A 14,451-nucleotide genomic window follows, 5' to 3' on the forward strand; every position below is an offset into this window, starting at 1 on the left:
AGTGAAGCAACCCAGAAAGATTTGGATAAATCTTGACCCTTTTTCATTGCAATTACGCCTAACCATTGGTATTGCTACATTTTCAACTTTAATATTAGGTAGTTTTGCTGCATGGACTAGTTGGAAAATGCAGCAAATTTTGATTGATAGTCGTAAGCATAATATAGAAGAAATCACTGAGCGCTTGCCGCGCGATGTGCAACTTTACAGTGAAATGATGCAACCGGAAACTGGATTACAAAAAGCTATTAATAACTTAGCAAATACCAACTTATTTTTATGGTTAAAAAGTCCTGATAATAAAATTTTGATAAAATCTGCTACTTTGGATTTGTTATCTAACTCTACGGTTACTGAGTTAATGTCCCTTAGCAATATGCAGATTAAACCACAAATTTACAAAGTTAATCAAAGGTACTTTGTTATAAGTAGTGGTTTTTTGCAAGTGCAGGGTAAGTATCTGGGTAAGCTATTTGTAGTACATGACATTACTCGTGAACAGACAATGTTTATGGCAATGCTACAAAGTTTGAATATTAGCTGTATTTTGGCAATTATTGTAATAATAACTATAAGCGCATTTTATATTAGCCGTTCTCTGCAACCACTGCGCCAGCTAAGTCAGATGACTTCTGTCATTTCTATAGAAGACTTAGGAAAAGCACAACTATATGTTGATAATGCACCTAGTGAAGTCAAAGAATTAGCTCAAACTTTAACCATGTTGTTATCGCGCCTCTCACAATCTTGGGAGCAAGAACGAGAATTTGTGAGTAATGTTTCTCACGAATTACGTACACCATTGACGATTGTACATGGTTACTTACAAAGCGTGTTGCGACGGCAGAATAACTTAACCGAAATTCAACAAGAAGCTTTAGAAACTGCTTCCTCAGAAGCCGAACGTACCATTCGCTTGCTACAAGATTTACTTGATTTAGCACGAGCAGATAGTGGCTATTTGAATTTTCAGATGAAATCTTATGTCTTGAATGACTTAGTTGAAGAAGTCGTGGTGATGGCGCAAAAATATAGCGATCGTTTAATTACAATTGAGTCAAAAAATTATCCTATTGGAGTGAAAGTAGACTACAGCCGTTTTAAACAAATATTGCTCAATTTAATTAATAATGCTATTAATTATTCTGAAGCTAGTACGCCTATAATTTTAAAGTTAAATCAGTTTCATAACAAAGCGATTATTCAAGTTTGTGACCAAGGTTATGGTATTCCTTTACAACACCAAACACGTATTTTCGAGCGATTTTACCGCGTAGATGAATCCCGCTCTCATGCTACTGGCGGTTGTGGTTTGGGTTTATCCATTGTTAAGACACTTGTACAGGGTATGGGTGGTAGTGTATCTGTGCAATCAAAATTAGGAGAAGGGAGTGTGTTTACCATCACTCTACTTACATAGCTAGTTAAAGTCAGGTTAAAGTAGCACTTTGATTGTCACCCTATCCGCTTTAAAATTACAAATATGGCAGCAAATATCCTTTTAGTTGAAGATGAAGTTAAACTGGCGCGATTTGTTGAATTAGAACTAAGTAGCGAAGGTTACAATATAAACGTGGCACATGATGGCATCGCTGGTTTAACATTAGCACGGGAGTTATCGCCAGATTTAGTCATTCTTGATTGGATGCTTCCAGGGCTGTCAGGCTTAGAAATCTGTCGTCGGTTGCGGGCAACTGGTATCTCCATACCAGTAATTTTGCTGACAGCAAAAGATGAAGTTAACGATCGCGTCGCAGGTTTGGATGCAGGAGCTGATGATTATGTAGTTAAACCATTTAGTATAGAGGAACTGCTAGCTAGAATCCGCGCTCATCTACGCCGCACTCAAGAAACAGATCAGGATATTTTTCAGTTTGAAGACTTGAGTTTAAATCACCGGACTCGCCAAGTTTACCGGGGTAAGCGGGCAATTGAGTTAACGGCTAAAGAGTTTGACTTGTTAGAATATATTCTCTCACATCCCCGTCAGGTATTTACTAAAGACCAAATTCTACAAAAAGTTTGGGGTTACGACTTTATGGGTAATTCCAATATCATCGAAGTATACATCCGCTACTTGCGCCTAAAACTAGAGGAAAATAATGAAAAACGCTTGATTCATACGGTACGTGGTGTGGGCTATGTACTTCGGGAATAGTCAAAGTCAAAACATTTTATTTTTATTCACATCCTTGGGTTAATATCATTTCCTCTTGCAGGAACGATATTAACCCAAGGATTTATTTAATGAAATCAATTTCTACACCAAAATACCAATTCGTAATACTCTACGTAATTGAGAAAGTTAAATTACATCTGGTTGGGTTTCCCCTTTTTGTATCTGTAGTCTTATTAGTCTTATTTTGGAGAATTGATATAAGATATGTGCAACAATTAGTCAGTCTTAAGGACGATAAAATTGCGAATAAAAACAAATTTTGAGCAATCTTGGAGCAAAGGAAGTAGGAGAATCGGTAACAAAAGCAGTGGTTCCTAGTTGGGGATCAATTTTTATCATGGATTTTTTCCTCTCTCTACTGCTTTTTGAACAGCCTGCATTTTGAAACCATTGAAATTTAGTTCTAGGCGGGTGAGGGAGCCAACAGTTAAGCTATTTCTAGACTTTTGTTAACACGTATGAGCAATGCTGTGCTCTTACGAAAGATGTGATTTTTAAACATCTCTATATTTGGCATTTCTTGTCAATGCGTAAGTCCTACCCAAGTATTGAAGAACAAGATTCCCGACTTTTTTAAGAAGTTGGGAACCTGAGTCAAAAAGCAAGTTGTGGGTAAGCGATACTGGTTCTCAAGCCTTGGCGCAGGCCGCACTTTGGCATGGTTCAACTCCCTTCCCTACGGGACGCTACGCGAACGGCTACGCTACTTCGGCTACGCTCAGTACAAGTCAGGGCAAGCCGCTCACCAGCCGCTCAATGACCACCGCAGGCATCACTAGTTTTTTTGGGTATACTTCAAAACGTTAGCGAAATTTGGGAATATATTAACTTGTAGATTAGCGCACCTAAGGCCAAACCTGCTAATGAAAAGGTAGAGGCAGTCCAAAAGGCTAGCCCTTCCCTAAGACCTGCCATTTGAAAGTCTATCCTGACTAATATAGTTGCCGAAATGATCAGCAAAGTATCAAGAAATACCCGAAACCAGGCAATCATAATAAAGAATAAGAAAGCTCCTAAAATAGCAACGCCGAAAGACCTAGTATTTGATTTAAGCAAAACATTCAAATAATATGTCATTTTTAGCCAAGGAATGGTCAACGTTACTATTAAAAGCAAGATAGCAACCACAGTCGCTAGCCACACAAACAGAGGAGCGCGTGTTTCAGATATTACCCAGCCCAAAGTACTGTAACTAAGCATTACTAGCGCCAGGGACACCCAAGGAACTCTTTTCAAAATTGACATGGGTTAATACTCCTAGTACAGGGTCAACAAGAGGAAAAGGGGCAGGGAGTTCAAAGCTTGGGGGGAAATCCTCATAAATTTAGGGCTGCTGAAAGTTTGGACGTATTATTTCTCGTGTTACACATCTCGAAACAAATATTTTTACTTTTGGGCAGAAATAAATTTAGGGCTGCTGAAACCCTTGTGGCAGGTGAATTACAGTATGATCCCTTCCCCCTGCTCCCCTGCCTCTTAGGTCAAGGTCTTATTCCATTATTGAATCTTATATAATGCAGATTCTTATAACTATTGACTAATAGCTAAACAATCATTTTCTGCCCACCAAGCGTAGATCGGCGTGTCGCGGTCTGCTAAAACGCCAAAAGTATTAGGTTGCAACACATTTATGCTAATGCCATTTGTTAATTCCACAACATAATTAACGTGTGTGCCCAAATACATAACATTGATAAGCCGTCCTTCAAAGCAGTTAGTTGGCAAATTGGGTGGATAAAGCGAAAGCTGTATTTTTTCAGGCCGCACACTCACTACCACCGCTTGTGATAATTCAGATGGTGTATCTTCAGCGCGGCTAATGACAATTGAGAGTCCCGTTTTTGTGGAAATTTTAATATTAGAGGAGTCTACCGCTACGATTTCACCACTGAATAAATTAGTATCGCCAATAAAATCAGCAACAAAGGATGTGCAAGGACGTTCGTAAATTTGGCTGGGAGTGCCAACTTGTTCAATTTTGCCTTGGTTCATCACGGCAATGCGATCGCTCAAAGACAATGCTTCTTCTTGGTCGTGTGTCACCATCACAAAGGTCAATCCCAAGTCTTTGTGTAAATTTGATAACTCCACCTGCATTTCTTTACGTAGTTTTAAATCTAACGCCCCTAAAGGTTCATCGAGTAATACGACGGTGGGGTGATTGACTAGGGCCCTTGCTAAGGCGACACGTTGCTGTTGACCACCAGAAAGTTGATTGGGAAAGCGCTGCTGCAAACTTTCCATTTTCACTCTTCTTAAAGCTTCTTCGACTCTAGCTTCAATTTTCAATTTGGGGATTTTTTTTAACCGCAGTCCAAAGGCGATGTTATTCCAGACATTCAGGTGGTTAAATAAAGCATAACTTTGGAATACAGTATTGACCGGTCGGCGGTAAGGCGGCACATTAGTCATAGATTTACCCTGAATCAACACCTTGCCAGCGTCAGCGATTTCAAACCCAGCAATTAAGCGCAGTGTTGTTGTTTTACCACAACCGGAGGGGCCTAAAATACTAAAAAATTCTCCCTGTCTGACATCCAAATCTATTCCATGTACTGCTGGTTCTTGGTTAAAAAACTTGAATACATTACGCAGTTCAACATCAAGTGGCTGAAAAGTTGTTATCCCCCTTTGATTCTGCATGACAATTTGAGCCATAATCCTCAGTAGAATGCCGTGATCTTACGTGATTTTGTCAGTAGTCTATTGGGCAGACTAGATTTGACACTTTGGTTTATTGTATCCGCCAAAAACAATTGTTCAAGAATATACTCGGCTGATTCTTTTATACCCAGTACCGGGCATAAGTTAGGGTAATTGTATACAGATAATACCGCTATTGGAATCATTATTTGTCTTATGTCTTTATTCCCATCAATTGGCTGTAATGAAATGTAGGTTTATTTCCGCCGACCTGTTCTGTACTAGTGTGCAAAGTTTAAAATTCAACGAAGAGGCAGGGGGTATTGATTATTCTCTGCTCCTGTGCCCTTCATCTCCTTCATCTCCCCATCACCAAACAAAAATCAGGTCAATAATAATATATGATTGACGACTATATTCGAGCCATAATGACTCAAAATCAGATTCCTGGACTTTCTGTTGCAGTGGTGCAGGAAGGTGAACCTGTTTTAGTTAAGGGCTATGGACTGGCGAATGTTGAACACTCTGTTCCAGCTACTGAACATACAGTTTATGAAATTGCGTCTGTCAGTAAAACTTTCACCGCTACAGCCGTAATGATGCTGGTGGAACAAGGGGTAATTTCGCTAGATGATGCGATCGCAGATTATCTCGATCATCTACCCCTAGCGTGGCAAAATGTCACAATTCAACATATTCTGTCTCATCAGTCTGGAATTCCCAACTACACCGATGCCCCAAACTACTGGGAAATTACCCATCTTGAATTATCTAAATCTGAAATTTTGGCTCTAGTTACTCACCTACCCCTCAAGTTCCAACCGGGTGAGTTTAGCGCCTATGACAACACAGGCTACTATCTACTGGGTTTGATCCTAGAAAAGGTAACTGGACAATCTTATGGAGATTTGTTGCAAGAGCGCATTTTTGCTCCTTTGGAAATGAAAGCAACCCTGATGAATGATCCTAAAGACATAGTGCCACACCGGGCTGCTGGCTATCGGTTGCCAAACAGCAAACTCGTTAACAAACCTTACTACAGTCCTTCTGTTACCTATTCTGCTGGAGGTCAACTTTCCAGTGTAGAAGATATGGTGAAGTGGGAACAGGCGCTTTGTGGTGCAACTTTGTTAAAGCAATCAACCCTTGATTTAATGTGGACTCCTCATTTTCCCAATCAGGGCGATGATTGGGAAAAGTTGAGATATGTTGCAGGTTTAGGTTGGTGGGTATTCAATTATGGCGATCGCCGAGTAGTTGGTCATAATGGTTCAATTTTAGGATTCGCAAGTAACATTACTCGCTTTATTGATGACAAAATTACCGTGATTTTACTTTGCAATCTAGATAAAATTTCCCGACCAGATGCGATCGCTAAGAAAATTGCTGAATACTACTGTCCAGTTCTTACGGAACTAGTGCTTGGGCGACGTAATGGAAGAGATGATCTCATGGTATCAATTGAAAACAATTAATCACTGCCGATTAGTTTGCAGTTAAATACCTGCTAAGAATTTAGCAGAATTATTTACACATAATCTTAATATTGAAATCATCTTTGTCTTATGACCATATTTAAAGCATCTCCACTTGCTGGAAAACAAAATAGACGTACAGTTGGACAGAGTTTCCAGCCGATATTTTTAATTATATTTACTCTATTGATGGTGACGGGAATCAGCGTTCGTTTAGCATATTTGCAAATTACAGAAGGCGCAAATCACCGCAAACGAGCCGAGTCAAATCGAATTCGGATGATTCCTAAACAACCAGAAAGGGGTAACATTTTTGACCGCAACGGCAAACTTTTAGCCAGTACTCGCTATCCTCGCTCTGTATATTTGTGGCCGATGGCACATACCAAGCCAGCATGGTCAGTTGTGGGAGCGCGTCTATCTCAAATTCTCGACGTTCCCCAAGAAGAGATTGAAAAGAAACTAGAAGAGGCAGGCGCTAACTCTTCTTCACTCATACGGATTGCTCGTGACTTGAACGAAGCACAAATCACAGCATTAAAGGAGTATCAAAGCGAACTTAAAGATGTAGAAATTTCTACAGAAGCCGTTCGTTACTACCCCCACGGCAAGGAATTAGCACATGTATTAGGCTATACGCGAGAACTGACCGCCGAGCAGTTAAAAGAAAAGAAGCAGGAAGGCTACAGATTGGGTGATGTGATTGGTCAAATGGGAGTTGAAAAAGCTTATGAGAAAAGTCTGCGGGGCGAATGGGGCGGACAGCAAGTAGAAGTGGATGGTGCAGGTCGGCCGCTCCGGGTTTTGGGGGTGAAACAGGCAAAGGCTGGTAACGATTTGCACTTGACCGTAGATTTAAATATGCAAAAGACAGCAGAAAAAGCTTTGGGCGATCGCGACGGGGCGATCGTGGCACTTGACCCAAAGAACGGTGCAGTTTTAGCAATGGTATCTCACCCCACCTTTAACCCAAATATTTTCTCGAAGCAGAAACTCACCCAAAAAGATTGGGAAACTGTACAAGGTGCAGATCATCCCTTGGTTAATCGCGCCCTCAGCGCTTTTCCACCTGCTAGCACCTTCAAAATTGTCACCACCACAGCCGGGTTAGAATCAGGTAAATTTTCTCCTAGCACAGTCTTGCAAACCTACGGTTCCTTAAACTTTGGCGGTACGCGATTTGGTGAATGGAATCACGCCGGATTTGGGCCATTGGGTTTTGTCGGCGCATTACAGTGGAGTAGTGATACCTTCTTCTATCAAATTGGTCGCGGAGTCGGCGGCCCAACTTTAATTGAATGGACTCGCAAGTATGGATTTGGTAAAAAAACCGGCTTTGAGTTTGCCAACGAAGAGGCAAAAGGTTTAGTGCCAGATGAAGCATGGAAGCAGAAAGCTTGGAAGATACCTTGGACTATAGGCGATAGCATTAATATGTCAATTGGTCAAGGTGCTTTACAAACTACACCGTTGCAAGTCGCCATCATGTTTGCCGTGCCTGCTAATGGTGGCTACAGAGTCCAGCCACATTTGCTTAAAGACAATGAAGAAGCAAAAAGCTGGCGAGAATCTTTAAATATGAAGCCGACAACCATAAGTATTCTCCGTCAGGGACTACGGAAAGTAGTAGCTGAAGGTACGGGTAAGGCTTTAAAGCAGCCAACAGTTCCCGCAGTCGCTGGTAAGAGTGGCACTGCTGAAGCGTGGAAGGGGCGTGTTAAGCAAAATCACGCTTGGTTTGGAGCCTATGCACCTGCCCAACAGCCAGAAGTTCTAATTGTGGCATTTGCTGAACATTCCGGCGGCGGTGGTGGTAGCATTGCTGCGCCGATGATCTTACAAATTATGGAAGAATATTTTCAGCGCAAATATCCAGGTAAGTATCAAAAACCAGCGCCTAAGAGTCCAGAAAACAGCCGTCGGAGTTGAATAACAGTCGATTTGAGCAGCGGTAAGTAACCTTCGCATTTTTGCCAAACATCTGTGTTGCATATTTTGAATACTTTAGTCTGTAGAACTTTCGTATTCAAAATACTAGGCTTTTTCTTCATGCAGCCCAGTAAACTAGACCAAATTTTAGGACTAGAACTACAGCGTCATCGCACAGAAAAAGGTTGGTCACAGGAGTATCTTGCAGAAGTGACAGGTCTGCACAGGACTTACATTAGCCAGCTTGAGCGAGGGCTAAAAAGTCCATCTGTTAGAGTTCTCAGCCATATTACCAATGCTTTAGGTATGACAATGAGCAAGTTTTTACAAGCTGTAGAGGAATCCCTCGGTGTTGACGGACAATGAGATTGAAAGATTAAGCCAAGCCATTATTGCTACCGTTGCATCTCCAGTCATCGGCTCGATAGAAGATTATACGTGGGAAGCAATTTTTCATTATGTTAAAGACATTCCTTTATCAGATCCCGCTTTGGGACGTAGCAAGCTTCTCTATGATGCTGTTGACTTGGTGACTAAAACTGGTTGGTCACTCAAATCCCTCCAATTGAATAGCCTTAACTTTACAAATCCATTTTTGTTTGTCATTCAAAGAGCAGATGTCATCAAGAAGGCTGTCCAACTGGGTTTTCCTGGTCTGACTGAGCAATCTTTGCCTAATGAGCTTGGATCAGCAATTGTCCAACATTGGAACGAGAAGATTATTTTGAGTCAGGCAGCACAAAGCGTTGTAAATAGTTATGAAGGCATATTACTGAAAACTATCAAAGGCTACGAGTATATTTACTGCGAGTTTCCACTCAATCCTCTTGACCCAAATACCTTTTCTTGGGCTTGGACGGTAGATAGAACTACTGGGGGATTAGGGGCTGGACTACAGGGAAGCGTTGCAGGCAAAATAGAATTAGTTTGGTATAAAAATCAGAAACAACTTTTTCGAGCTAGAACTATTCCTACACAAGCGGTTCGGATTACAGTTGAAAGAACTCGTCTGACGCTTGATCGATATGTGGAGACAGTTCTCTCTGCTTTGCAAGATCAAATCAATACCCAATTTTCTGAGGATAAGCTTGAAGAATAGATGAGGCGATCGCTTTACCTAGTAGGGGAGGTACAGATTCACCAATTTGAGAAGCCATATCAGTATATGTTCCCAAAAAGTGAAAATCATCTGGATAAGAGTGTAATCTTGCAGCTTCGCGTATTGTAATTGTTCGATCTTGAGTAGGATGAAAAAACCTACCCGATCCTGGATGGAAGACCCATCTGGTGATAGTTCTCGCTGGTTTATCCCAGTAAAGTCTCCCGTATGCGCCGCTGTAGTGTTTCTTGGGAGCTAATTCAGAAGGTAAATCCCTCGCATCTTGTCCTTCAGAAAGAGCGCGAACTCTCGAAAATTGAATTGGACTCAAAGCACGAGCCACATGATTAACAATTTTTATGCTTTGATAACGCATCATCGCTTGATATGTAGTTTGTGGAGCAGAAGGATAAACTTCAACGTCATAGTCTTGTCCTGCATCTAGTGGTGGTAAGTCTCCAATCGCATCTCTGACTGTGACCAGTGGAGAAATATTTGCCTCTAACAAATTAAGCTGATTACAAGATTTCGTACTTCTATAGTCGCTCCTAATATCACCAAAATGTGTTGGTTCAGGAAAAAGAGGGGAGTGATCTAGACTAGCTACAAAAAAAGCTCTGGCTCTCGTTTGTGGTATTCCATAATGGGCAGCATTTAATGATGAAGAGACAACTTTATAGCCCAATGATTCAAGTTTTTCTGTTATTTCTTCTCTAATTACGCCATTGTAAGCTTTCAAGATTTCAGGCACGTTCTCCATTACGACATAAAGGGGTCTAAACTCCTCTACGAATTCCAAAAACGTTTGATATAGCAAGTTACGGGAATCATTGAGGTAACGATAACCGGCAGGAATATTTCTCGAAAATCCCTGACACGGGGGGCCGCCAATCAACAGTATTGGTGCTTCTCGCCGTAAGCCCAACGCTAATCGTAATTCATCAGGACTAACCTTACGTATGTCCTGATGAATGATTTTAGTTTTTGGGTAATTGTGCTTGTAAGTCGCCAGGGCTTTTGCATTTACATCGATCGCACACAGAGATTCAAAGCCCGCCATGTGAAAGCCTTTTGTCAAACCACCAGCACCAGCAAATAAGTCAATAATCTTATATATCATTTTTGAATACTATAGTACTCAAAGGATATCGTCAACCAACTCCTTTATAAAAAGATAGTAATTTCTAGCTCAACTTTTATGGCGATATTTTAGCGGGTTTCAAATTTCTGGCTTTGTAGAACATTTCCAAACTGTCGCGATCGCCTACAAAACGCCAGTGCCACGGCTCATAACTCACACCTTGAACATTATCTTTAGGAAATGACATTTCAAAGCCAAAACGCGCTGCATTTGCTTGCAGCCACCGATAAGCTTTGGTATTGTCAAAGTTAGTTTGGAGATTAGTTGCTGGTACTGATCCGTCTCCAATATCCACAGCATACCCTGTGTGATGTTCGCTATGACCAGGAGGAGCGCTGAGGGCAGCTCGTTCTGCTGGCGTCTGATTTCGCTGGGCACCGACACCAAAAAACAATGGCTCCTGGTCTTTGACTGAGCGAAAGCCAGAAATTGGTACTAAAATTACACCTGAACGCCGCGCTGCTGCTACCATCTCCTCAAACTTTTGGGCAGCAGCTTTTCGCATTCTAATGCCCCTATTTGCAAAGATGGTTACTAGTTCTGATTCAGGGGCTTCTGGGTATGCCAGATGCCCTAACAGAGTGTTGAAATTACCAGATTCTGTAGTTGGTGTGGGTGTAGAACTAGTGACCAAGGGTTGAGAATCGGCGGTTTTTTTGGGTGCAGTGGCGAAAAACAAAAAACCGCTAATTAAACCCAGCAAGACAAATCCCGCTACTCCCCCAATCAGCACAATTCGGGGTTGCAACCAAATTTTAGGTGTTGCATCAGGAGTATCGCGTACAGCCACTGGAATATCATCACCAAGGTCATTCGATGAGTTTTGCGGTTTTCCAGAAAACCCAGCCTTATTCAAGGGGAAACTCCTGTTTTTGTGGGATAACCATAACAGATTTTGCACTGGACAAAAGTAAACGTAACAGGTAGCATTTTACATCTGTGGTTCTTAGGCGCAATCTTGACAAACCTTTTAGAACTATACGTCAAGCTGGGAGGATTAGTCCTGGTAGGTTTTATTCTCGGACGCAAACTTCCTGTGACAGTTCCTACACGTTTGGGACAGTTTCTTTTTTGGGTGGGAGTACCCATAAGCATAGTATCGTTTTTGCGTCAATCTAGCTTGTCGGGGCAAATTTGGATTGCACCTGCCATCGCTTACCTCGCCATTTTACTAGGAGCATTTTTAGCTTGGGTGGGGATTAAAGCACAAGGCTATTTTAAAAATACCGTCCCTCAACCACCAGCTCAGGCTAGCTTGATATTAGCAGCAATGTTGGGTAACACAGGTTATCTTGGCTTTCCCATTACCTTAGCAATGGTAGGCAAGGAACACTTTGCTTGGGCGCTATTCTACGATTTGCTAGGTTCATTCCCAGGAACTTATGGCTTGGGTGTGTTACTAGCAGCGCGTTTTGGCGGTGGTGTCCAGAATCATTGGCAGACTGTTAGGGCCATCTTAATTAATCCTGCGCTATGGGGTTTCGGATTTGGCTTGCTGTTTCGGCAGGTGACAATTCCCACAGTTGCGGAATTCTGGTTAGAGAAATTTGCTTGGAGTGGTGTAGCTTTATCCCTGGTGTTAATTGGAATGCGACTGGCGCTGCTCAAATCTTGGCGTAGCCTACCACAAGTAGGGATGAGCTTAGGAATCAAAATGCTGCTAGTTCCCTTGATATTGGGTAGCATGTTACCACTGTTTGGAATAACTGGGGCGATCGCAAAGGTAATTGTCTTACAAATGGCCATGCCTCCAGCTTTTGCCACACTCGTAATTGCTGAGGCATTCAATCTTGATCGCGATCTGGCAGTTACTGCCTTAGCTGCTGGGGCTATACTATTGCTGCTTACTCTCCCACTTTGGCTGTGGCTATTTTAAAATAATGCCATCATTGGTAAAATACTTATTGCTCCTAAGTTAAGTTCTTTTGGAGCATCAGCTAATTTAATTATCTTATTCAACAAAAGACTAGCAAATAACAAAGGTATGCACCATCCGTCACTCATATATATTAAAGTAATGAATGTGATTATTAATATTCCTTTGTTGAATAAAGAGGGCATTACATTGTATACAGCAATATAAATATCCATAATAGAATTGAATATTAAGTATGCTATTAAAGATAAACTAAAGCTAACCCCAATAATCCCTATGTTTTCTACATCATTAAACTTAACATTTAATGAAGTTAGATTGCTAGCTAATGCACTTTTGCTACCTTGAATGGTTAGAAATATTGTTAATCCTAATACTCCCCTTACTCCATCAGCAAACGCTTTTCTGCTAATGATAGTGTGGGGTTTATCATAATCTTCTTCTATAGCTTTGCATACTACAGATGTAGGCAAACCCCACATAATTGAAGATAAACATCCTGCAAAGAATCCTTGGGCTATTTCTACCCCATTATGAAATGTATTAATTTGAGGCTTTTTAATATATACTTCTTTTTCTGTAAATGTTTTTAGTAAATTACTAGAAAACATACAGGAAGTTACTACAAACATGGGTTGATTGATTGGTAAATTTGTAGCGAGGATTGCTAATAAACCTGACGAAATTAGAGAAAGTATTCCTAATTTATGGTTTTTAGTTTTAATTATTAAAACTATCCATACTCCTAGTATTAGAATCAGTAACTTTACTACAGTGTGATTGAGTAATGCAATATTTTGAGATGCAAGTAAATTAATTAGTTTTTCGTATGAGATTACTAAAGTTTTACTTGGCTACTAGGATAATTAACGAGCGCATAGACAGTGGTGATGGCAAGTTCGATAAATTTAGCCTGATGCAATATCTGTGAATATTGCTCAACGAGTTATTTGGCTTCTGACTTTTCACGGTATCTGGAAAACCTCTCTCTAAATCTCTCTCCTAAGAGGAGAGAGACTTTGAATTTTCCCTCTTCCCGCACTTCGTGCCGCTACGCGAACGGAGGGAAGGGGGTTAAGGAGTTAGGTTTTTGGTGGCTTTTCCACGTTCATGATGGCTGTGCATCCTGTACTGGATGCTGCCCATAATATGGCAAAGCCTCTGACCAATTAGGAAATTTGCCCTCTTGCCAATCGAGATTAGCTAATTCCAAAATACTTGTCACCGTTGCTGCTAAACCAGATTGAGCTTGAATCAACTGATAATTAGTGTTCCAATTCGCTAAGGTTTCCTGCCATGCTTCTGGTGTCAACACTCTATCTGACAAACACACTCTTAGTTTAGAAACATCTGGCTCAAACTGATAAATAGCAGCAAAAATTTGACCTCGTTGTGCTGGCATTTCCACAGCAATAGTTTTGGGATTTTGACTTTTGCCTGCTTCTGACCAAGCTACCGCAGCCAAAGTTGAAATCGCAAATACAGGAATATCTAACTGTTGCCCTAAAGTGCGAGCAGTTACAACGCCAATCCGAGTTCCCGTAAAGCCGCCAGGCCCTTTTGCAACTGCGATAAAGGACAAATCTGCCCAAGTTTGCGGTTTGATAAATTCAATTAAATATTGATGCACTAAGCTAGATAAATCACGCCCCAAATTCCAAATTTTAGAGCGATTTTCACCAGCAAAGTTACTAATTGCCAAACCTAATTCTGGTGTGGTAGTATGTAGTGCCAAAGCATATTTATTTATTGCAAAGTCTTCTAGTTCCGTTATCAAAGTTACTTAAAATATCTATTTTTATAGAGTTAAGGTGATTTATTTAAGCATATAACATAGCGGTTCTTAATTGAATAGACTACGGACAAAAGTCTCAGGGCAAAGGTTTTGCTGTTTCAACAAAATCAGAATGCGATGGCGCAAGCGCCCGCCGTAGGCGATCGCAAATATTCGCTTGCTGTTCACTCTCTAAAAGCGATCGCGGCTAGCGCTCTTTTATGTCTCTGGTGAGAGAAAAATGCTCTGATTTGCTGAGATTTTTGAAATTCCTTGAAGACTGTGAACAATACAGGCGCTGCTATGTCGGAAATATTGAGAAGTAATCAAATATA

At 41.0% G+C, this 14,451-nt stretch carries 15 protein-coding genes; 9 read left to right on the forward strand and 6 right to left on the reverse strand.

Going from position 1 to position 14,451, the window contains the following annotated elements:
* Position 1 precedes the first annotated feature (1 nt).
* The 3 genes from LC653_RS34390 to LC653_RS34405 all read left to right on the forward strand — a co-directional run bounded on the left by LC653_RS34390 (position 2) and on the right by LC653_RS34405 (position 2,986).
* Positions 2–1,420, forward strand: a complete 1,419-nt coding sequence (locus tag LC653_RS34390) for a sensor histidine kinase (protein ID WP_229499302.1) — start codon at positions 2–4, stop codon at positions 1,418–1,420.
* Positions 1,421–1,483: 63 nt separating this feature from the next.
* Positions 1,484–2,158, forward strand: a complete 675-nt coding sequence (locus tag LC653_RS34395) for a response regulator transcription factor (protein WP_229499304.1) — start codon at positions 1,484–1,486, stop codon at positions 2,156–2,158.
* A 627-nt stretch (positions 2,159–2,785) separates the two neighbouring features.
* The gene (locus tag LC653_RS34405; RefSeq protein WP_229499306.1) at positions 2,786–2,986 is read left to right on the forward strand and encodes a hypothetical protein; all 201 of its coding nucleotides are present in this window, start codon (positions 2,786–2,788) and stop codon (positions 2,984–2,986) included.
* On the opposite strand, the gene LC653_RS34410 is transcribed toward LC653_RS34405, so the two are convergent.
* Both LC653_RS34410 and LC653_RS34415 read right to left on the reverse strand, forming a co-directional pair.
* Entirely contained in the window at positions 2,975–3,424 is a 450-nt protein-coding gene (locus LC653_RS34410; protein WP_229499308.1) for a hypothetical protein, read from the reverse strand. The genes LC653_RS34405 and LC653_RS34410 overlap by 12 nt on opposite strands.
* A gap of 285 nt (positions 3,425–3,709) precedes the next feature.
* Positions 3,710–4,837 carry an ABC transporter ATP-binding protein gene (locus tag LC653_RS34415; protein ID WP_229499310.1) on the reverse strand — a complete coding sequence of 376 codons (1,128 nt, stop codon included), beginning with the start codon at positions 4,835–4,837 and terminating at the stop codon, positions 3,710–3,712.
* A 386-nt stretch (positions 4,838–5,223) separates the two neighbouring features.
* On the opposite strand from LC653_RS34415, the gene LC653_RS34420 reads away from it, so the two are divergent.
* From LC653_RS34420 to LC653_RS34435, 4 genes are all read left to right on the forward strand, one after another.
* A complete protein-coding gene (locus tag LC653_RS34420) occupies positions 5,224–6,297 on the forward strand; it encodes a serine hydrolase domain-containing protein (protein ID WP_229499312.1) in 1,074 nt (357 codons plus the stop codon).
* Between the two features lie 90 nt (positions 6,298–6,387).
* Positions 6,388–8,226 carry a penicillin-binding protein 2 gene (mrdA, locus tag LC653_RS34425; protein ID WP_229499313.1) on the forward strand — a complete coding sequence of 613 codons (1,839 nt, stop codon included), beginning with the start codon at positions 6,388–6,390 and terminating at the stop codon, positions 8,224–8,226.
* A gap of 120 nt (positions 8,227–8,346) precedes the next feature.
* Positions 8,347–8,592 (forward strand): helix-turn-helix domain-containing protein, encoded by a 246-nt coding sequence (locus tag LC653_RS34430; RefSeq protein ID WP_229499315.1) that lies wholly within the window; start codon positions 8,347–8,349, stop codon positions 8,590–8,592.
* Positions 8,576–9,325 carry a hypothetical protein gene (locus LC653_RS34435; RefSeq protein ID WP_229499317.1) on the forward strand — a complete coding sequence of 250 codons (750 nt, stop codon included), beginning with the start codon at positions 8,576–8,578 and terminating at the stop codon, positions 9,323–9,325. The genes LC653_RS34430 and LC653_RS34435 overlap by 17 nt, the downstream gene beginning before the upstream one ends.
* Here the strand turns inward: LC653_RS34435 and LC653_RS34440 are convergent.
* Together LC653_RS34440 and LC653_RS34445 are read right to left on the reverse strand one after the other, a co-directional pair.
* Entirely contained in the window at positions 9,288–10,445 is a 1,158-nt protein-coding gene (locus tag LC653_RS34440; RefSeq protein WP_229499319.1) for a DNA cytosine methyltransferase, read from the reverse strand. The two genes, LC653_RS34435 and LC653_RS34440, sit on opposite strands and share 38 nt — an antisense overlap.
* A gap of 76 nt (positions 10,446–10,521) precedes the next feature.
* Entirely contained in the window at positions 10,522–11,322 is an 801-nt protein-coding gene (locus LC653_RS34445; protein WP_229499321.1) for a M15 family metallopeptidase, read from the reverse strand.
* A gap of 102 nt (positions 11,323–11,424) precedes the next feature.
* Here LC653_RS34445 and LC653_RS34450 point away from each other — a divergent pair, with 102 nt between their 5' ends.
* Positions 11,425–12,342 (forward strand): AEC family transporter, encoded by a 918-nt coding sequence (locus LC653_RS34450; protein ID WP_229499323.1) that lies wholly within the window; start codon positions 11,425–11,427, stop codon positions 12,340–12,342.
* On the opposite strand, the gene LC653_RS34455 is transcribed toward LC653_RS34450, so the two are convergent.
* Together LC653_RS34455 and tsaB are read right to left on the reverse strand one after the other, a co-directional pair.
* Positions 12,339–12,953 carry a hypothetical protein gene (locus LC653_RS34455; RefSeq protein WP_229499324.1) on the reverse strand — a complete coding sequence of 205 codons (615 nt, stop codon included), beginning with the start codon at positions 12,951–12,953 and terminating at the stop codon, positions 12,339–12,341. The two genes, LC653_RS34450 and LC653_RS34455, sit on opposite strands and share 4 nt — an antisense overlap.
* A 497-nt stretch (positions 12,954–13,450) precedes the next feature.
* A complete protein-coding gene (gene tsaB, locus LC653_RS34460; protein WP_229499326.1) occupies positions 13,451–14,119 on the reverse strand; it encodes a tRNA (adenosine(37)-N6)-threonylcarbamoyltransferase complex dimerization subunit type 1 TsaB in 669 nt (222 codons plus the stop codon).
* A 108-nt stretch (positions 14,120–14,227) separates the two neighbouring features.
* Between tsaB and LC653_RS46500 the strand changes: the two genes are divergently transcribed.
* Entirely contained in the window at positions 14,228–14,350 is a 123-nt protein-coding gene (locus LC653_RS46500; RefSeq protein WP_267923317.1) for a hypothetical protein, read from the forward strand.
* Positions 14,351–14,451: the final 101 nt, after the last annotated feature.

The sequence above is a fragment of the Nostoc mirabile CHAB5784 genome (assembly GCF_020829645.1).
Classification (GTDB): Bacteria; Cyanobacteriota; Cyanobacteriia; order Cyanobacteriales; family Nostocaceae; genus Nostoc; species Nostoc mirabile.

Bases quoted from the DNA above. Each gene is read 5' to 3' on its own strand.
- LC653_RS34420 (WP_229499312.1), top strand. From the start codon at position 5,224: ATGATTGACGACTATATTCGAGCCATAATGACTCAAAATCAGATTCCT.
- LC653_RS34430 (WP_229499315.1), top strand. From the start codon at position 8,347: ATGCAGCCCAGTAAACTAGACCAAATTTTAGGACTAGAACTACAGCGT.
- LC653_RS34415 (WP_229499310.1), bottom strand. From the start codon at position 4,837: ATGGCTCAAATTGTCATGCAGAATCAAAGGGGGATAACAACTTTTCAG.
- mrdA (WP_229499313.1), top strand. From the start codon at position 6,388: ATGACCATATTTAAAGCATCTCCACTTGCTGGAAAACAAAATAGACGT.
- LC653_RS34410 (WP_229499308.1), bottom strand. From the start codon at position 3,424: ATGTCAATTTTGAAAAGAGTTCCTTGGGTGTCCCTGGCGCTAGTAATG.
- LC653_RS34440 (WP_229499319.1), bottom strand. From the start codon at position 10,445: ATGATATATAAGATTATTGACTTATTTGCTGGTGCTGGTGGTTTGACA.
- LC653_RS34455 (WP_229499324.1), bottom strand. From the start codon at position 12,953: ATGTTTTCTAGTAATTTACTAAAAACATTTACAGAAAAAGAAGTATAT.
- LC653_RS34395 (WP_229499304.1), top strand. From the start codon at position 1,484: ATGGCAGCAAATATCCTTTTAGTTGAAGATGAAGTTAAACTGGCGCGA.